Source organism: Lewinella cohaerens DSM 23179 (genome assembly GCF_000379805.1).
In the GTDB taxonomy this organism is placed as follows: domain Bacteria; phylum Bacteroidota; class Bacteroidia; order Chitinophagales; family Saprospiraceae; genus Lewinella; species Lewinella cohaerens.
Map to the genome: position 1 here is coordinate 64,364 of NZ_KB903536.1, position 19,667 is coordinate 84,030.

The window sequence follows — 19,667 nt, forward strand, 5'->3', positions numbered from 1 at the left end:
ATGAAAACGATTAGCTACTTTTTTCTCATTCCTCTTGCCGTCTTGTTTGCCTGTCGCACTGACGACTCAATGCCTCTGACCAGTATACAGGTGATTCAAGGGGAAACTATGGGTACTTATTATAAAGTAAGTTACCTAGGCTCTGAAATTACAGGTTTAAAAACAAGTGTCGATTCTTTATTAGTGGCACTTAACATGGAAGTATCCACTTATATTCCAGACGCACTCATCTCTCGATTCAACCACGGAGATTTACATGCTATTGATGCTGAAACCCTACAGGGTGCTCCGCATTTTCTTGCTAACTTAGAGTTGGCACTAAAAATTGCAGAAGCTACCTCCGAGAATTTTAATCCAACGATTATGCCACTGGTCAATTACTGGGGCTTTGGATACACCTCTAAACATCCGGTGACAGCGATAGACAGTGCAAAGGTAGATTCCTTGATGACCTTTGTTGGCTTGGATAAAATTGATTACGACTCCATTATTGTCGCTCCTTCAGCCATCCAATTAGACAAAGAATATCCGGGAACTCAACTAGATTTTTCAGCCATTGCCAAAGGGTACGGTGTAGATTTAGTTGCTGCTTATCTTCGTCAACTTGGAATCAATAATTACTTTGTAGATATCGGCGGTGAAGTTGTGGCCAAAGGCAACAAGGGCAGCAATGACACCCCTTGGCGAGTAGGAATTGCAATACCTAAAGAAGATGCTGCCCCAACCGAAATGGATGTCGCAATACCTTTGATAGACCGTGCAGTCGCTACCTCAGGTAACTACCGAAATTACTATGAGGTAAATGGTCAAAAATTCAGCCACACAATCAATCCATTCACAGGCTACCCGGAACGCAGCAACCTGCTAAGTGCTTCTATTTTGGCAAAAGACTGCGCCACTGCTGACGGATTTGCTACGGCCTGTATGGTCTTAGGACTAGATGCCGCCTTTGAGTTGATCAACACGCAACCTGATTTAGAAGGTTATTTTATTTATAGCGACGATGAAGGCCTGTTGCATACTAAAGCGACAAAAGGTTTCACCTCCTTACTCCCGGAACAAGAGGCCTTTTAACTCGTGAATATATAGCCGTGACAGGCTCGCGGTATTCTTTCCAATTCTTTCTCTACCTTTGCCGGAAATCAAGCCCCTAAATGGATCTCCAACTCAGTAAAGACCTTGTTTTTTTTGATATTGAATCGACAGGTTTACACGTCATACGTGACCGCATTATTCAAATTGCGCTCATTAAATACTCCGGCAAAGGCAAACCACCTGAAGAAAGAACCTACCTGGTGAATCCGGGTATTCCTATTTCAGAAGAAGCGATGAATGTTCATGGCATCACTCCCAAGGACGTCGCACGCAAACCAAACTTCCCACAATTAGCTCAGGAGATTTTTGATTTTATCGGCAATGCTGACTTGGCAGGATACAACTCCAATCGCTTCGATGTGCCGATGCTGATGGAAGAATTTGACCGTGCAGGTTTGGAATTCAGTTTAGATCACCGTCGGTTGATCGACGTGCAACGCATTTTTTATAAAATGGAGCCACGTACACTATCTGCCGCGCTCCGTTTTTATTGCCAAAAAGAAATGGAGAACGCCCACGATGCTATGGCTGATGTTAAAGCCACCATTGATGTATTAATGGGGCAGCTTAGTATGTACGAAGGCAAAGATTATATTGACGGCGATGGTAATGTGACCCCCAACGCAATAGTTCCAGATATTAAGTCACTACACGACTTCACCAACGATACTCGTTTTGTCGACGCCACCCAAAAAATGAAGTACGATCAGCACGGAAATATCGTTTTTTCTTTTGGGAAATACAACGGACAAGTGGTAGCCGATGTCCTAAGGAAGGATAAAAATTACTACAACTGGATTGTTAATAAGGAATTCTCCAGCCAAGTAAAACAAATTGTAAAAAAAATCATGCGGGAAACGCAGCACAAATAGGCCTCACACATGCGGATCGTCCTCTTTCTTTTGATAGTGTTTTGTTTTACCGGATGTTATGAACCTACTCCGGGTTGTTTAGATACTCGTGCTACTAACTTCGACCTGGACGCCGATGAAGCTTGCCCTGATTGTTGCACCTTTCCCCAACTCCGAGTTCGTTTCAACAATGTTTGGACTTACCAAGACACCGTCATATCGTTGCGGCTTGACACTTTTTTCCATGATGTAAACGGCAACCCTTTCCGTCTCCAGAGAATTCGCTTTTATTGGTCTGATTTGCAATTAAATCTGAGTGATGGAACAGCATTAGAAATTACCGACTCCCTAGATATCAGTATTGCCAATGGCTCGGATACCAGCATGATCTACGTTCGGGACGACTACTTACTTGCGGATATTGATCGTGCTACCCGTAATATAACACTAGAATCTATCGAGACCAGTGGAGTGCTAGCAAGTTTAAGCGCCACCTTTGGCATTAAAGAGCCTGTCAATAGTGCAGTAACCACTTCTGTTTCCACCAGCCACCCTTTAGCCCCTCAATCAGGCCAGATGAACCTAGGCGCTACAGCTGGGTACATCTTTGCCAAGATTGAATATTTTCAGGATACGACCTCTATTGATACTATTCCACGAATCATCAATATCTTCGGTTCTGATTTTCTTAAGGAGCTTCAGCTAGACCTTCCAACCCCAACTACTTTCATTGAAGGCTTTGATCCTATACTTGTTATCGAAAACGATGTCTCTCGCTGGTTTNCAGGAATTGACGTCAGGCAAACAGACACCATTGCNCTAAAAAATCAATTTGTCGATAACCTTACACAATCCTTCACCTTTTTAGAAGTTTTAGCGCAGTAGCACCCTTAACTTTGATGGACTTTATTTGTTATAGTATATAGGAAGAATTCTAAATAATTCCTTCTCAATACTATTTATTGATTCCCTCAAAAGCCTTTACCATGCGTCAACTATTCTTACTTCTTTTATCAGCAAGCCTTGTTTTCTCTGCCTGTGACCCTGATGAAGAAGAAGCCCGCGGAAGCCTCGATTTAACCTTTAAAGCCACCTACCAGGATGAACCACTGGTAATGTTTGATCAGGTGTACACCTATCCCGATGGAAGCCCTTTAAAGTTTCAGCTTTTTAATTACTACGTTTCCGATATTACCTTGATCAAGGACGATAATTCCGAAGGGGTACTTTTATCTGAAGTTGAGCTTATTAATTATGAAGAGGTGTACGATAACGCTACAGCTGAACAAGGTATCCAGCTCAATTTTGACGATTTAGAACCCGGTGTATATACGGGTATCAAAATCGGCTTAGGCCTAACTGGAGAACTTAATGCCACCCAGCCTGGTGATTATGCAGCTGACCATCCATTAAGTCAAAATTTTTGGTCCTGGGCAAGAGGGTATGTTTTTGCCAAGATCGAAGCTCGTGCTGACCGTGATGGTGACGGCCAATTTTCTGACCCACTTACCTATCATATCGGGGAAGACGAATTGTTTACGACCCTAACCATGAGTAAGCCATTAATTATCCAGAAAGATAATCCGGCGAACATGACTTTTTCTGTAGATGTATACGACATCCTATCCCGAGACGGCAACTATTTGGATATCAGCGCCCAGGAAAATACACAGGACCACACCAACAATATTGCTATCTATGGTTGGTTATGGGAAAACCTCAACAACTCCTTCAAATTAAATAATTAATTTTATTTAATTTTGAAAACAAACAAAAAAAACTTAGTTTTGTTTCGTCTTGGTAGTTTGACAAACTACCAAGACGATCATAGGCAAGTAACTCCTCCTGTCAGAGGAACATTCATCGGAGTTTTTTTAGCGTATTGCATGGCTGTTCTGTTTCACAGAACAGATGATGACGCCTGCCCTTTTGCGAAGGATGCAGAAGGAGCAGTTCTGGCGGTCCGGTCAGCTGGGTGGGTCCCTCCCACAAGAGGGTGCTACGCCCCCTCCACTCCTGCCACTACAAACGCCCCCTCTCCAGGATTCCTTAAAGTTTTGTTTAGCTTACTTCAAATCAAGTGGCGTTTTTCTTCCCCGCATCTACATTTCCAATTTCAAACGCCGAGCTTTTCCTTGTTGTTAGGTGTTCTGATCGTTGGACTATTTAACGCTTGCACGTCAAAGCCTACTCCTTTTCCCACGCCTTCCCCTGAAGGCTTCGTTGAAATGGAAATCCCATCTGACAATCCACTTACCTACGAGGGGGTAACCTTAGGTAGAGCGCTCTTTTTCGACCCCATCCTTTCCCTCGATAGCACTATTAGTTGTGCCAGTTGTCATAACCCCGCATTGGCTTTTACCGACGGGAGAGCCATTAGCAATGGTATTGCCGGAAGAACTGGACAACGCTCAGCTCCCAGCCTCCTTAACATAGGCTATCATTACAAAGGCGTTTTTTGGGACGGCCGAAGCCCTAGCCTTGAAGAACAAGCACTTCATCCATTAAATGACAGCCTGGAGATGGGCAATCACTGGGAGATAATACAAGAGCGTCTACTGCTACACCCTGATTATTCGAAACTTTTCAGGCTTGCTTTTCCAGACGCCAGCATGAACAAAGCAACCACGGCTAAGGCACTCGCACAATTTCAGCGTACCCTAATTAGTACAGATAGTAAGTTTGACCGAGTACAAAGAGGTGAAACACAGTTTACACCACAAGAACAGAGAGGATGGACCATCTTCTTCGATGCAGGCTATCCCGATGTTCCAATGGCAGAATGTAGCCACTGCCATACTGACCCCCTGTTTACCAACCTTAATTTTGCAAACAATGGCTTGAATGAAAGCCTTTCTCTTGATGATTTCCCAGATGAAGGCCTTGGTCGAATTAGCGGAAACAAGTTTGATAATGGGAAATTCCGGGTTCCAACCTTAAGAAATATTCTCCTAACTGCTCCTTATATGCACGATGGAAGGCTCGAGTCCATCGAAGAGGTTATCCAACATTATAATGAAGGAGGTCTATATGCTGAAAATCTAGATCCTAATGTTAGACCTTTGCACCTTAGTGACAAAGATCAGCAAGATTTAATCGCATTTTTACAAACTTTGACCGACTCCTCTGCCTTAACTAATCCAATGTACTATCCTGCTAAAAAATAGCCCAACCATGAATCATACCTTTAAATTCCTTGTGCTAAGTGCCTTTTTCGCCTGCTGTTCTCTTATGGCTTCTTGCGATGATGACGAAATGCCTGATTGTGATGATTGTACCGACGAACTAATCACTGGTCCATACGCACCTACTTCTTATGAACTCGATTTCCCTTCTTTTCTTGGGCAACCTAATATTCCTTCCGACAATCCAATGACCGAGCAAGGTATCCTTCTTGGGAGAATGTTGTTCTTTGACCCTATCCTTTCTGCCGATAGCACAATGGGGTGTTTTAGTTGCCATTTCCCAGAGCAAAGCTTTACTGATGGGTTGGCTAAAAGCGTAGGTATCCAAGGCATTCCTACTCCGCGTAGTTCAATGAGCTTGGCCAATTTGGTATTTATGGAAAAAGATTTTTTCTGGGATGGCCGTTCTGCCAGCTTGGAAGATCAAGCATTCCTTCCCATCGAAGCACACGATGAATTAAACGACAGCTGGGAAAATGTTGAATTAAAACTACAACGCCACAATGATTACCCCTCTCTCTTTAGAGCTGCCTTTGGTATTGAACGTAAATCCGAAATCACACGTGACTTGGCCGTAAAAGCCTTAGCCCAATTTGAACGGACACTGATCAGCGGTAATAGTAAATACGACAAGGTTGTTTGGTTCAATGACCTTTCACAAGAATTTACCGAAGAAGAACAACAAGGTCTAGAGCTTTTTGAAGTAGAGACTGCGATAACTTTAGAACACCCAGGTTGTACACACTGCCACAGTGGGCCTAATTTCACCGATAATAAATTCCACAATAATGGATTGGATGATGTACCATCTTTAGCAGACTTTACAGATTTGGGAAGAGGAGCTGTTAATGGAGTTTTTTTTGATAACGGCACATTCCGCACCCCCTCCTTAAGAAACATTGCCCTCACTGCTCCTTATATGCATGATGGAAGGTTCGAAACCCTGGAACAAGTCTTAGATCACTATGCTCAAGGCGGACATGGTGTAGAAAACGAAGATCCCAACATCAGGCCTTTTGACCTCACCGAGGAAGAGAAACAAGCTTTAATAGCCTTTTTACACACCCTCACAGACACCTCGTTTATCAATAATCCAAATCACCAAAACCCATTTTAATACCTGACAAAAGCAAGGCCATTCTTTTTCTTAACAAAAAACGAGTTTTTTTCATTCAGAAACAGCGCCTCAAGAGGTTAAAATAGTTCACAATCAATCAATATAAAAACCTAACCAACAACAAGTTAAAACCCAAAATAGCATTAAAAAAAATCACAAATAACGTTTTTTGTCTTTGTCCTAGGCGTTATTTATCCTCATTATTGTAATGTCAAACAAAGGAAACGTTGATAAACGAATCAACTTTCAAACTTGGAAAAGTATTTGGGATATTAATTTGTGAGTAGTAAGTCAGATGAAAGGGATTAAATCTGACTTACTACACCAAATTCCAAATCAGACACCCACACTAAGAGAATACCAAAGATAAAAAACAGTTTCGACTGTTATATATTCGCAAATGTTCATGGGATTATAAGTATTTGAGTCGTATCACCTGGGGAGAGTGATGCGACTCACTTTTTCCCTCGCGAAACTTTTCTCCCCTTGATTTTGTTTGTTTTGTAGAGATCACAATAAAATAGATCTTTTTGCAGTTTTAATACTGCTTTCAGCAACTATTCCACACACTACATTATCTACTAAAAAACGCTCTTTGCTAAAAAAGCAAGGATGACACGAAACTATTTCGTGCGCTAAAATATATGGCTGCCAAGCCTTAAAAATCATGGGATTATAATTTGTTATTAGCAGGTCGTGTTGTCTTTGACAGCACGACTCTTTTGTTTTAATCCATATTATAATTTTTTTTATTGTGACAAATACGTTGAATAGTCGTCAAATTTTTTGTTAATTTGTGGCTACATGGAACAGCGTGAGTTGTCTCATCTTCCCCACCGTTATTTTTCCCTTACCTACTTGCCTCCGGCTTAGTCGGAGTTTTTGTGCTTACATTTTTAACTGGCAGTTGCGAACAGCTGCCCTTATCACTGATGTTACTCATCAGAAGGTTGGAGTATTTAAAAAATAAATCATTAATCTACCATGACTAAACAGCTACCCTGGAAACAAGCTTCATCAAGCTTACTGCCCATCTGGATGCTTCTTTTAGCGCTTTGCCTGGGCGGAAGCACTTCCCTGCACGCACAATTGCAAGTATCTTTTTCTGTTACCGACGCTTATTGTTTCGGGCTGCCCAACGGCAGTGTAACCGCTACTGCTAGTGGCGGAGTTCCCGAATACTCCTATCAATGGAGTAACGGCGATACTGGTGCTACTATTAATGGCCTTGCAGCTGGCACTTACTTTGTAACCGTAACAGACGCCGCTGCTCAATCTATCGTTAACAGTGTAGTTGTAAATCAGCCTACTCAGGTGACAGCAACACTCACCGCTGACGATCTTTGTAGTGATCCCTTTACAATTACTGCCAACCCCGTAGGAGGTATTCCACCTTATACTTACAATTGGAGTACTGGTGCCATGACTCAAACGATCACGAATGTGACCAGTGGGCAATATTGTGTAACCATCGTAGACAGTCACTTATGTGGCCCGGTTACTTGTATTACCGTCGACGTCAACCCGCCATCAGTAAGTGTTAATACTGGCAGTGTTACCTGTCCAGGAGGAAACGATGGCTCTCTTACTGCATTTCCATCCAATGGTCAACCTCCATATACTTATGCTTGGAGCAATGGTGCTAGCGGACAAACTATTTTCGGCCTAAGTGGTGGCTCGTACACTGTTACTCTTACAGATGCCAATGGGTGTACAGACACTGCAAGTGGTTTTGTCAATCAACCGCCTCCTATCGTTATTAACCTTACGGGTAATAACCCCAACTGTCTTGGAGATACCAATGGTAGCGTTACCTCTTCCATCAGTGGAGGCACTCCCCCTTATAGCCTTTCATGGAATACAGGAGCAAATACGCCAAACCTATTCAACCTAAGTGCTGGCACTTATATCCTAACTGTTGTTGATAACAATGGCTGTGTACAAACTGCCGCCATTAATTTAACCAACAACTCAAATCTTACCCTGGGAGGCCTTGGAACACCAGAAACCTGTCCAGATGCCGATGATGGATTTGCTACTGCCAATCCGCAAGGTGGAGTAATGCCTTACGTTTACCAATGGAGTAACGGTGCTACCCAACAAGTAGTAATGAATGCCGCTCCTGGTAATTACACAGTTACAGTTACTGATGCTGCTGGCTGTGTAGCTACAACCGTTGTGAATGTACCTGAAGCGCCTGCTTTTACAGTAGTTGCCGCAGGTAACAATCCTAATACTTGTGGTGTGAACAATGGTTCTGCTACAGCTATTATAACTCAAGGTACTGGCCCTTTCACTTTTATCTGGAATACAGGAGCTAACACTCAAACGATTAGCAACCTCGGAGCTGGCACTTATTCCGTAACAGTAAGCAACGGAAACGGCTGTCTTACATCGGCAAGTACCACCCTGGTAGCTCCTCCCGATGTATTTGTAAATATAACAGGTACGCAAATTTTATGTCCAGGCAGTACGGCTGGCACAGCCACGGCTTTTGTCACTGGCGGCACCGCTCCTTTCAACTTCAACTGGAGTACTGGCGCGACTGGCCCTACTGTTAGCGGACTAAGCGCTGGCAGTTATTCTGTCATCGTTACCGACGCTAATGGCTGTACGGATATTGCTTCTATTACCATCCTACAATCACCAGGTGTAACTTTCACCTTAACAGGAACAAATACTGTTTGTGGAGCTGGTAACACTGGCTCTGCTTTTGCTACACCTACCAGTGGTACGCCTCCCTTCTCTTTCCTTTGGAGTACTGGCGCAACTTCTGCTGGTATCAGCGGACTAACAGAAGGAACTTATACCGTTACGGTAACAGATGCTACTGGCTGTTCTGATACCCAATCTATTTTCATCAACGTTATTGATGATCTTGCTGTAACTGTTACCGGATCAGGCGTGCTTTGTGCAGGAGAGAATACAGGATCAGCTACTGCTATACCTACTGGAGGCGATGCACCTTATTCTTTTGCCTGGAGCAATGGTGCCAATACGCAAATGATCAATGACCTTACTGCTGGTCTTTACACCGTTGTCATTACGGATGCCAACGGATGTACAGCACAAAACTCTTTCACCGTTACTGCACCACCTGCGCTACAGGTTAGCATTCAGGCGACTAACCCGGAAAACTGTTTCGGAGCATCTGACGCTTCCCTTACTGCTACAGCAACGGGCGGTACTCCTGGCTATAGCTACGCATGGAGCACTGGTGAAACTGGTGCAACCATCACCGGGCTTCCAGCAGGAACTTATACCGTTACAGCTACAGATGTCAATGAATGTGAAGCTGTCGCAAGCATTACCATCACCGAGGCCCAGGAAATCGACGTTCTCATCACTGGTGAGACAATTGTTTGTGGAGCGGAAGATTCCGGTTTTGCCGGAACCATCGTTACCGGTGGTGTTGGCCCATTCACTTATAACTGGAGTACTGGTGCAACTACCGAAAACGTCACTAACCTTGTTAGTGGCACCTATTCTGTTACCGTAACAGACGCTAATGGTTGTACCGGAGAAGCAAGCATTACAATCACCGTTATCAGTGACTTTGGTGTCAACTTGATTCCTCGTGATGCGCTTTGCTTTGGAGATAACAACGGGAGTGTTTTAGCAATTACTTCTGGTGGTTCTATGCCATATACTTACCTATGGAGCAACGGACAAACATCAGACGAGATTACTGGTCTTGTTGCTGGCACCTACAGCGTAACTGTTACAGAAGCCAACGGCTGTGTAGTAGAAACGAATGTTACTGTAGGTCAACCTCAAGTACTCACTGCTGTAGCCAATGGCAATGACCCTGCCTGTCCTGGTGACAGCAATGGATCAGCTACTGTTACGGGCAATGGAGGTACTCCTCCTTATCTATACAATTGGAGTAATGGTGGTATCACAAGTACTATCAATAATTTAGCTGCTGGAGCCTATACGGTAACCGTCACCGACGCAAACCTTTGTACAACGGTAGCTAGTGTCACCCTTAGTGACCCACCAGCCCTCAACGTAAACGTTACAGCTCCTACCATTACTTGTGGCGGTACAGCTACCGGTACAGCTACCGCAATTGTAGCTGGAGGAACTGGCATGTACACTTATTTGTGGAGTGACGGTCAAACGACACAGTCGGCAGTCAACTTAATTGCTGGCTCCTATAGTTTAACCGTTACGGATGCCAATGGCTGTTCAGAAGTGGTTTCTGCTATCATCGTAAGTGAACTTCCTGCCATTAACATTGACTTCAATGTAACTAACCTTGAATGTACAACTGCCCCTGTAGGTGCAGTTACGGCAAGTGCGAGTAACGGCACAGCTCCTTATACTTTTACATGGAGTAACGGCCAGAATGGCCCTACCATTACCAACCTTACGGCAGGTACGTACACTGTGACCGTAACTGACGCCAGTGGCTGTGAGGCCATTCGCAGTGCTGAAGTTACCCAAACAGCAGGCTTTACGGCAGACGTCATTGGCACAATGGTAACTTGTTTTGGTGATAATGACGGCACAGCCAATGTTGTTACCACCGGGGGACAAGCTCCTTTCGCCTACAACTGGGACAATGGTGGAACAACACAAATGATCACCGATTTGGCTCCAGGCACATATTCTGTAACCGTGATTGATGCTAACGAATGTTCTGCAACAGCTAGTATCATCATTACAGAGCCTACTCTATTGGTAGCTAACGTCAACGGCGTAAACCTAGACTGTGCTGGTGATGCCGACGGTAGCGCAACAGCTACACCAAGTGGTGGAACAGCTCCTTACATTTACGCATGGAGTAATGGCCAAACCAGCCAAACCATCAGTGGTCTTTCTGGTGGCAATTACGATGTTACGGTTACTGATGCCAATGGCTGTCAGGCGACCAATAGCATCATGATCACAGAACCAACACCTTTGGTGGTAAATGTGACCCAAAACAGTGGAACCTGTAGCAATGTTAACCAAGGAATTTTGGTAGCGAATGTTTCTGGTGGCACAACTGCTTACACCTACCTATGGAGTAATGGTGCAACAACCGCTACTGTTTCCAACCTAGCCCCTGGCACCTACGGCGTAACCGTCACCGATGCTAATGGCTGTGAGCAAACAGCTTTTGCGGCTGTAACAACCTTCCCTGCACCTTCTTGTTCTGTGACGGAAGTACAAGCTTCTACGCTCGGAGACAATGGTATTTTGATGGTAGATGTTTCTAGTGGTACGGCTCCTTTTACCTATAGCTGGAGTAACGGTGCAACGACACAAACGATCACTGATCTGGCTCCTGGCACCTACGACGTAACCGTCACCGATGCCAATGGTTGTCAAACGACTTGTTCTGCTACGCTAGAAGCCCTAGCTGGTATAGGTAACTACGTATGGGAAGACATTGACCACGACGGTCAGCAAGACGATAACGAACCTGCTGTTCCCGGAGTAACAGTTAACCTTAAAGATGAAAACGGTGTAGTCATTGCTACGACTGTTACCAACGACGATGGCGAGTATTACTTCCTTGGTCTTGACCCAGGTAGCTACTCTATCCAATTCGTTATTCCTGACGGTTTCGACTATACGGCTTCTGACCAAGGAGATGACGCGCTAGACAGCGACATCGTGCCTGGCATGAACGGCATGACTGGTGTCTACGTTCTTGATCCCGGAGAGATTGACCTTACTGTTGATGGCGGTATCTACGTTCCACCTAATGGTGTAATTGGTGATCCTTGTCAGTGTCTTAACAACTCTACGAACGAAGATAATGGTCAATTTACAGAGACCTTTACCGTTTATAGTTACCCGAATGAAACCTGGACCATTATTGATGGTGCGGGGATGTACGAAGCAATCAATGGAGAACCTCCAGTAGCTCCTGTACTCATTACCTACCCACAGGTGATGACCGAAGTAGAGCCAGGTGTTTATGAATTCACCTTCCGTTTGGTAGATGAGATCACTTACTCTGTGGTTACCACTAATGACTTCGATACGCTATCTATCACCAATACTTGTGAGTACCCGACCCTAAACATCAACGAGTTGCCACCAACTACTTTGTGTTTGGCAGACCCTCCAATTGAGTTGGGAGCGAATCCGAATGTTCCGGGCAATATGATCTTTACCATTAATGGTGTAATCAGTACAACGATCGACCCTATCGCTCTCAGTACTGGAAGCTACGAATTGATATCCACCTTGATCCCGCTTGACCCAGAGGAATGTGAAGCTACTGTGATTACTCAGTTTGACATTACCGAAGACTGTTTGGCAACTGTTGGTGATCGCGTTTGGCTTGACCTCGACTGTGACGGTATTCAAGGCGGTGGAGAACCAGGTGTTCCTGGCGTAGAAGTGACTATCACTGGTACTGCCGAATTCCTGGATCCTAACGTAAACATGACCACCTTTACTGATGCTAATGGTAACTACAGCTTTACGGTGCCTCCTGGTAACTACAAGATTACCTTTGGTGCTGTACCTGGCTATGAGCCAACAGCTCCTAATCAAGGTGGTAACGACGAAGTGGACAGCGATGTGAATCCGGCAACTTTAATGACCGAATTTTTCCATCTCGATCCGTACGAAACGAACCTCAGCTTTGACTTTGGCCTTTGTCCTGAGTGTGTGAACATCACTCACCCTGGTGCAATTGGTTACGACCAGTACCTCTGTGCTCCTGGTAATGACCCTGAAGCTTTTGTTTCCCTATCAGAAGCTACTGGTGGTGATGGACCTATTGAGTATATGTGGATGTATACCAATGGTTTACCTGGTACTCCAATCCAGTATTGGACACCAATTGACAACTCCAACTCGCCAACCTACGATCCAGGACCGGTATTTTATACAACGTATTTTGCTCGTTGTGCACGAACAGAGAATTGTGGTCCTTTCCTTGAATCTAACATTCTTGTCGTTGAAGTTGGTGACGAAACAGAAGCCATCATCAATGGTCCTGGTTTAGTATGTTGGAATGAGCCAACAACTTTCGTTGCGGAAGACTTGGAGACGGGTTCTCAAGTTACCTGGAACTTCACCGGAGGTGCAACACCTGCAACCGTAAATGGCCCAAGTGCTACGGTTACCTGGAGCAATGTTGGTATTTTCCAAGTAGAGCTTATTGTAACCCACGAAGGTTGTACAGCCTACGCTTACAAGACCATTACCATCACTACTTCGCCTACAACTTGTAGCCAAGGATTAGTGATTGATACGGAAATAATGAACCCTGATGCAGGTGATGTTATGGTATCATGGGAAATGAACGCCAATATTCCTGGTTTGCAATACCACATAGAGCACTCCAATAATGGTGTAGATTTTGAACGGATTTCTACAGTTACAGAGCCTATGCGTCAGCTCAATGGCGTCCTGTTCTTCGAACATTACAGCCAAGCTCCTAAGCGTGGAATTAACTACTACCGCGTAGAAGTAGAAGACGAATTCAGTAATACGGTTTATTCCAATACGGAAGAAGTTGTTCTATTTACAGATTCCAAAATTGCCATGCTCTACCCTAACCCTGTAGAGGATGTACTGAATTTGGAAATCTTTGAAACATTCGATGCACAAGATGTTCTACTGGAAATCTTTGCCGTAAGCGGTAAGAAGATGGCAAGTATTGAAGTAACGAATGGTCAGCAACAACTGCAACTCGACTTCAGCGACTACCCAGCCGGTGCGTACCTTGTACGCCTGCGTCTTGGAGAAACAGATATCCGTACCATGAAAGTCATTAAGCGGAAATAATACCCTCTCTTCTTAGAAAGGAAAAGTGATTAAGCCGCCTCTGTAATTACGGAGGCGGCTTTTTTTATTACTAAACAGTAACAAAGATCACTCTAAAAGAAGAAGCTGACTATTAATTTTGCGCAATACTTACCGCTTCATTACAAAGAAAGGTCAAGTACTATGTACCTTTGCACCCCCAAAGTAGAAGGAATGATTAAGACAGACATACTTATTATTGGCGCTGGCCCCGTAGGTTTATTTACCGTATTTGAAGCTGGGCTACTGAAACTTAAATGCCATCTCGTTGATGCTTTACCTCAGGTAGGCGGGCAATTATCGGAGATTTATCCGAAAAAACCGATCTACGACATACCCGGCTTCCCCTCTATTTTAGCAGGTGAACTGGTGGACAATCTGATGGAGCAAATCGCTCCCTTCAAGCCAGGTTTCACCTTAGGCGAACGCGCCGAAAAGATTGAAAAAGTAGGCGATAAGATGTATCGGGTCACTACCAGCAGAGGTACACAAATCGAAGCACCAGTCATCACCATCGCTGGTGGGCTTGGCTCCTTTGAGCCCCGCAAGCCGCCTATGGACAACTTGGAACTGTTTGAAGACAAAGGTGTGGAATACATCATTCGTGACCCAGAACTTTACCGCGACAAGCGAGTAGTGATTGCCGGAGGTGGTGATTCTGCCCTAGATTGGACCATCTTTCTGGCAGATCTCGCGGAAGAAGTCACACTGATTCATCGCCGCACAGAATTTCGTGGAGCACTGGACAGTGTAGAGAAAGTACATGACCTTGCACAAGCAGGAAAAATTTCATTGCTCACCAATGCACAGGCAATAGGGTTACGTGGTAATGGTCAATTGACGGATGTGGTCATCAAGCATAAAGAGCAAGGAGAGTTGGTCAAAGCTACCGATCACTTTATCCCTTTATTTGGTTTATCACCAAAAATTGGCCCCATTGGAGACTGGGGGCTCACTGTTGAAAAGAATGCTATCGTCGTCAATACAGAGGACTACAGCACCGGGGTTCCGGGCATTTATGCCGTAGGTGATATCAATACTTATACGGGGAAATTGAAATTAATCCTTTGTGGTTTTCACGAAGGAACCCTCGCTGTACAATCAGCTTTTAAATACATTTACCCTGATCAGAAGCTGAGCTTTAAATACACGACGGTAAATGGCGTGAATGGGTTTTAGGAACGGTTCACAAATAAACCTACTCTCTTGAGTAATTCTTTTGCAGCTACTCTGCGTTACCAAAATACTCATTATGCTATGGCATAACTCCGTTTTTGGCACCTTCAATTAGCAACAAAATAACCGACTCTAGAAAGCAGGTTTATTTATGTACAGTTCCTTAGTTTTCTGATTACATCATTTTTTTACCACATAGGTGCTGTGGTAAAAAACGCTTAAAACGTTACTTCTACTTCCATTTCTTCCTCGCCTCGCAAGATTTTCACGTTCGTAGACTCGCCTTTTTTGAACTTGGCGAGGCCTTCCATGTAGTCGTAAATATCCTTTACTTCTACATCTCCGATTTGCATAATAACATCACCGCCTTTCAAGCCTGCTACCTGACCTGGGCGGCCCTCAATAGCGCTATCGATGCGCATTCCGGTGCCTCCGTAGACATAGTCAGGCATTACTCCCAGCGTTACCTTGAAACTAGCTGCAGAACGCCCATTGGCTTCATTTTTCGTTTCCGTAAACTCAAGGCGACCTTCGCTATCCAGTTTTTCGATCAAGGCTAGCATGTAATCACTGATAGACAATATCCCCGAATAATTGATTGTAGCAGGGTCATCAGCAGGTTTATGGTAGTCGCTGTGCTGACCAGAAAAGAAGTGCAGTACGGGAATATTTTGTAAGTAAAAAGAGGTATGATCAGAAGCACCTACTCCCGATTCAGTAGTCTTGATACTGATACCTCCCACTTTTACTTTCTCCAAAGCAGGGGTAAGCGATGGAGACGTTCCCACACCATTAACTACCATAACTTTCTCTTCATTCAACCGGCCCACCATATCCATATTCAGCATATAGTTGACCGTACCAAGATCAATGGTAGGAGAAGCTACCCACTTTTTGGAGCCTACCAGCCCCAGCTCTTCCCCGGAAAAGCCCATAAAAAGGTAATTATTATTTTCTGCGGCGCTGTTATCTTTCAAGCTACTTGCAATGTAAAGAAGGGCAGCAATCCCGCTAGCGTTATCATCAGCACCATTATGAATGGCAGGCTCACCAGCATGTAGAGAACCAAATTCCCCATACCCTAGGTGATCATAATGCGCTCCGATAACAACAGTATTTTCAGCACCATTATCAAGATATGCGACTACGTTGCGGCCAATTCTTTCTTCCCCGGTTTCTGCGTGAGGGTTAGACTTGTAGGTCAACTCAAACTCGTGGTACCAACTGCCGTTATCCCCTTTAGGCTCCAAACCTATTTGTGCAAACCGCCAGGCAATGTATTCGGCTGCCATAATCTCGCCTTTTAATCCTGTCTCCCGGCCTTCTAGGTAATCAGAAGCGAGGTAAACAACATCGACCTGAGCTTGCTGTAGTGGGATATTAACCTGAGCAGCAGCAGTCACCGCAATGGACATCGTAATTGTCCAAAAAATACCTTTAAGCATAGTTTCCTGTTTTTGTGGCCACAAAGATCAACCTTTCGTACAAAAAATGGAAATACGCTTAGTAATAATAGTTTCAAAAACTATTGAGCTAGCCCAGCTTAGAAATATATTCCATCACCAGGGCTTTACGTCGGACACTCACAGGAACCTTTGTTCCTTCACTCAAAAGCAGGTAGCCACCGTCCGTTTTGATAAAATCAGTAATAAACAATGGATTTACTAAATGAGACTGGTGTACCCGGAGAAAGCCATGTTCCTCCAATAAATCGGTGAAACTTTTTAAGGTTTTACCGACCAGAATAGGCTTTTGTTTGGAGAGGTGAAAATTGGTATAATTGCTTTCAGCTTCCAATCGAATAATCTCTTTGATTTCTACTAGCTGAATGCGATCTTGGGCATGCAGGGCCAACCTTTGAGGTAAAGAAGGGCCAGTTTTACCTGCCAGCTGCAATAATTGCCGTTGAGGTTGCTGCCTACCTAATTGCTGTTCGGCCTTCATTACCGCCTCTTTTAATAATTCAGGGTCTATAGGTTTCAATAAGTAGTCTATCGCTGCATACCGGAAGGCACGAATCGCTTGATCATTTAAGCCCGTAGTAAAAATGACATTCCCCGGCCATTCGCCCATAATATCCAGGAGGTCGAATCCGGTACCATCGGGGAGTTCAATGTCTAGAAAAAGAAGGTCGGGCTGTAGTTGCCTGAGGAGCTTAGCCCCCTGAACAACGGTATCGGCCGAAGCTAACACCTCCACTTCCGGACAGTGGGCTTGTAAATATTGCCGCAATTGCTTTTCTGCTGCTGGCTGGTCTTCAATTATTATTGCTGTCAACATAAGCGAAAGATAACAACTTTGAAAGTTAAGAAAGCCGTCTTTTCCCTAATATATGTGAGTAATTCCAACAAAATTAGCTTTCTTTCGTACACCATCATAATCAATCCATTTCCTTTATGGGCCTTCCTTTGAGGTCGTCATTAAATCGGCAAATTCTATCCTGGCTATTAATTGCGCTTGGCGCGCTCGGAAGTTATCTCCTTGCACGGCAATACTTGCCTGTCCTATTTTGGTTTTCAGGTCATTTACTTAGCCTCCTTAGTATACCTCTACTCGACAAGCCTCTTAAGGGCGAGGAGAAAAAATGGAAAAAAACAATCCCTGTGTTTATTGCTGGAGGCGCACTACTGGCCCTTCTTGTTGCAACACAATGGGTCACTCGGGCGTCTACAGGGTGGCGGGGCTTTCTCCACCTCACGGATTTACCGCTCACCGTATGGGGTAATATCCTATCCCTGATTCCTTTGACCCTCGGCATTTGGCTATTGAGCTTACGAAAAATCCAACTATTACAAGGGTATTTTCCAGATCGGCGGGTACGATTATTATTGTTGATAGGTGCTAGTTTGTCGATAGCTCTGGTGGCTTACCTTCTTCCATTAGAGATGCAATTCCTGCCTCTTTTCCTAAGCCTGATCATCTACCTTATCACACTCGACATTTACCTGGAAAACGACCGTACCAGTATGACCTGGTTATTGGTTTGGCTATTACTCATCAGTTTATTACTGGCTGCGTTTTCTTATCAACGCAGTCTTAGTATTGATCAACAAACCCATGAAGCTATTGCCCATGATATTGTTCGAACAGGAGCGCCTGATTCCACCCGACAATATCATCTAGAATTTCAATGGGATACCCTCTCCCCTACTTCTGCACCAGCCTTATTGCCCAATGAATTACGGAATATCCCCACAGGAACCGGCCAATTACACAGTACCAAAGAAAGAAATGACTGGGTTTACCGCCAGCAAAATGGACAAGACTATGTCATTGTGGGAAGGAAAGCAGCAGGTTTTCGCCCTCCCTTGGCTTTAACTTCAGTGCTCTTCCTGTTCGGGCTCACTTACTGCCTCTGTTTACGTGGTTTTACCTGGTGGTTGGGATATCCTTTTAAAAAATGGCTATTACCTCTTTTTGGGCCAAGCTCTCTCAAGGTAAGAGTACAGTTGTCTTTCTTTGTAATAGCACTGGTCGCACTCGTTCTCGTAGCTTGGTTTACCATTGACTTTTTCAAAGACCAACCAGAGTTTTTGAGCAGTTGGTTAGAACAGCTGCTGAGCTTGTATATTTTTCTTCTATTAATTGCGGGTGCGCTGGGAATAATTCTGGCCAACAGCATCAGTGACCCTATCGTACAAATAGGCAAAAAATTAGGAGATACCAGGCTGCAAAACAATGAACCTCTACAGTGGCCTCGCGAAGATGAAATAGGGAAATTGGTAGCTAATTACAATCAAATGATTGTCGATCTCGACAAGAGCGCTGCTAAATTGGCGGCAACAGAGAGAGAAAGCGCCTGGCGAGAGATGGCCAAGCAAGTTGCCCATGAAATAAAGAACCCGCTTACGCCAATGAAGCTTCAGTTGCAGCAGCTTTTACGCTTGGAGAAAGAAGATCCCGAAAGAGCACGGGAATGGAGTAAAAGGATTGCCGGTTCGATCATTGAACAGATCGACGGTCTGGCGCTTATCGCTACGGAATTTAGCAGCTTTGCCCGTCTTCCCGAAGCCAACGCTACCACTTTTGATCTCTCCACACTGGTGCAATCGGCCTACGATCTTCACTCGGCAGGTAAAACCAGCGGCCAACTTTCGCTAAACCTGCCTGAAGCACCAGCCATGATACATGCAGATAGAGATCAATTACTGAGGGTCCTCAACAACTTGATCAGAAATGCAGATCAGGCCCTTCACGACCAGCAAGCACCACATATTGATATCCGGTTGGAAGCTTTGGGTGATTTCCACCAATTAACGATAACAGATAACGGGACGGGGATCCCTCTACATATCCAATCAAAAATATTCCAACCCAACTTCACCACCAAATCGTCAGGTATGGGATTAGGACTAGCCATGTGCAAAGCCATCGTTGAGCAAGCCGAAGGGATGATTGATTTTGATACAAAAATTGGCGAAGGGACCGTTTTCAAAGTAACTTTACCTAAGGTTATTAATAGCTAAACTTCTACACTACCACATA

The 19,667-nt window shown here is 44.4% G+C and carries 11 protein-coding genes; 9 read left to right on the plus strand and 2 right to left on the minus strand.

Annotated elements, in window-relative coordinates:
• The 8 genes from A3EU_RS0106965 to A3EU_RS0107000 all read left to right on the plus strand — a co-directional run bounded on the left by A3EU_RS0106965 (position 1) and on the right by A3EU_RS0107000 (position 15,185).
• Positions 1-1,074, plus strand: a complete 1,074-nt coding sequence (locus tag A3EU_RS0106965) for an FAD:protein FMN transferase (protein ID WP_020535417.1) — start codon at positions 1-3, stop codon at positions 1,072-1,074.
• Positions 1,075-1,154: 80 nt separating this feature from the next.
• Entirely contained in the window at positions 1,155-1,967 is an 813-nt protein-coding gene (locus tag A3EU_RS0106970; RefSeq protein WP_020535418.1) for a 3'-5' exonuclease, read from the plus strand.
• A gap of 9 nt (positions 1,968-1,976) precedes the next feature.
• The gene (locus tag A3EU_RS35350) at positions 1,977-2,831 is read left to right on the plus strand and encodes an MbnP family protein (protein WP_020535419.1); all 855 of its coding nucleotides are present in this window, start codon (positions 1,977-1,979) and stop codon (positions 2,829-2,831) included.
• A gap of 101 nt (positions 2,832-2,932) precedes the next feature.
• Positions 2,933-3,694, plus strand: coding sequence for an MbnP family protein (locus tag A3EU_RS0106980; RefSeq protein WP_020535420.1), 762 nt, complete (start codon positions 2,933-2,935; stop codon positions 3,692-3,694).
• Positions 3,695-4,174: 480 nt separating this feature from the next.
• The gene (locus tag A3EU_RS29645; protein WP_044085553.1) at positions 4,175-5,113 is read left to right on the plus strand and encodes a cytochrome-c peroxidase; all 939 of its coding nucleotides are present in this window, start codon (positions 4,175-4,177) and stop codon (positions 5,111-5,113) included.
• A gap of 7 nt (positions 5,114-5,120) precedes the next feature.
• Positions 5,121-6,248, plus strand: coding sequence for a cytochrome-c peroxidase (locus A3EU_RS0106990; RefSeq protein WP_020535422.1), 1,128 nt, complete (start codon positions 5,121-5,123; stop codon positions 6,246-6,248).
• Between the two features lie 984 nt (positions 6,249-7,232).
• A complete protein-coding gene (locus tag A3EU_RS34190) occupies positions 7,233-13,988 on the plus strand; it encodes an SdrD B-like domain-containing protein (protein WP_020535423.1) in 6,756 nt (2,251 codons plus the stop codon).
• Positions 13,989-14,180: 192 nt separating this feature from the next.
• Complete coding sequence (locus A3EU_RS0107000) at positions 14,181-15,185, plus strand: NAD(P)/FAD-dependent oxidoreductase (protein ID WP_026211264.1); 1,005 nt, start codon at positions 14,181-14,183, stop codon at positions 15,183-15,185.
• A 215-nt stretch (positions 15,186-15,400) separates the two neighbouring features.
• Here A3EU_RS0107000 and A3EU_RS0107005 read toward each other — a convergent pair whose 3' ends face one another.
• Together A3EU_RS0107005 and A3EU_RS0107010 are read right to left on the minus strand one after the other, a co-directional pair.
• Complete coding sequence (locus A3EU_RS0107005; RefSeq protein ID WP_020535425.1) at positions 15,401-16,627, minus strand: M20/M25/M40 family metallo-hydrolase; 1,227 nt, start codon at positions 16,625-16,627, stop codon at positions 15,401-15,403.
• An 88-nt stretch (positions 16,628-16,715) separates the two neighbouring features.
• A complete protein-coding gene (locus tag A3EU_RS0107010) occupies positions 16,716-17,462 on the minus strand; it encodes a LytR/AlgR family response regulator transcription factor (RefSeq protein WP_020535426.1) in 747 nt (248 codons plus the stop codon).
• A 323-nt stretch (positions 17,463-17,785) separates the two neighbouring features.
• Between A3EU_RS0107010 and A3EU_RS32585 the strand changes: the two genes are divergently transcribed.
• Complete coding sequence (locus A3EU_RS32585) at positions 17,786-19,648, plus strand: sensor histidine kinase (protein ID WP_020535427.1); 1,863 nt, start codon at positions 17,786-17,788, stop codon at positions 19,646-19,648.
• The last annotated feature ends 19 nt before the right edge of the window (positions 19,649-19,667 follow it).

What these genes read in the sequence shown, in the direction of transcription:
- A3EU_RS0106970 (WP_020535418.1), top strand. Translation starts at nt 1,155, where the DNA reads ATGGATCTCCAACTCAGTAAAGACCTTGTTTTTTTTGATATTGAATCG.
- A3EU_RS0107000 (WP_026211264.1), top strand. Translation starts at nt 14,181, where the DNA reads ATGATTAAGACAGACATACTTATTATTGGCGCTGGCCCCGTAGGTTTA.
- A3EU_RS0106965 (WP_020535417.1), top strand. Translation starts at nt 1, where the DNA reads ATGAAAACGATTAGCTACTTTTTTCTCATTCCTCTTGCCGTCTTGTTT.
- A3EU_RS29645 (WP_044085553.1), top strand. Translation starts at nt 4,175, where the DNA reads ATGGAAATCCCATCTGACAATCCACTTACCTACGAGGGGGTAACCTTA.
- A3EU_RS0107010 (WP_020535426.1), bottom strand. Translation starts at nt 17,462, where the DNA reads ATGTTGACAGCAATAATAATTGAAGACCAGCCAGCAGCAGAAAAGCAA.
- A3EU_RS0106980 (WP_020535420.1), top strand. Translation starts at nt 2,933, where the DNA reads ATGCGTCAACTATTCTTACTTCTTTTATCAGCAAGCCTTGTTTTCTCT.
- A3EU_RS0107005 (WP_020535425.1), bottom strand. Translation starts at nt 16,627, where the DNA reads ATGCTTAAAGGTATTTTTTGGACAATTACGATGTCCATTGCGGTGACT.
- A3EU_RS34190 (WP_020535423.1), top strand. Translation starts at nt 7,233, where the DNA reads ATGACTAAACAGCTACCCTGGAAACAAGCTTCATCAAGCTTACTGCCC.
- A3EU_RS0106990 (WP_020535422.1), top strand. Translation starts at nt 5,121, where the DNA reads ATGAATCATACCTTTAAATTCCTTGTGCTAAGTGCCTTTTTCGCCTGC.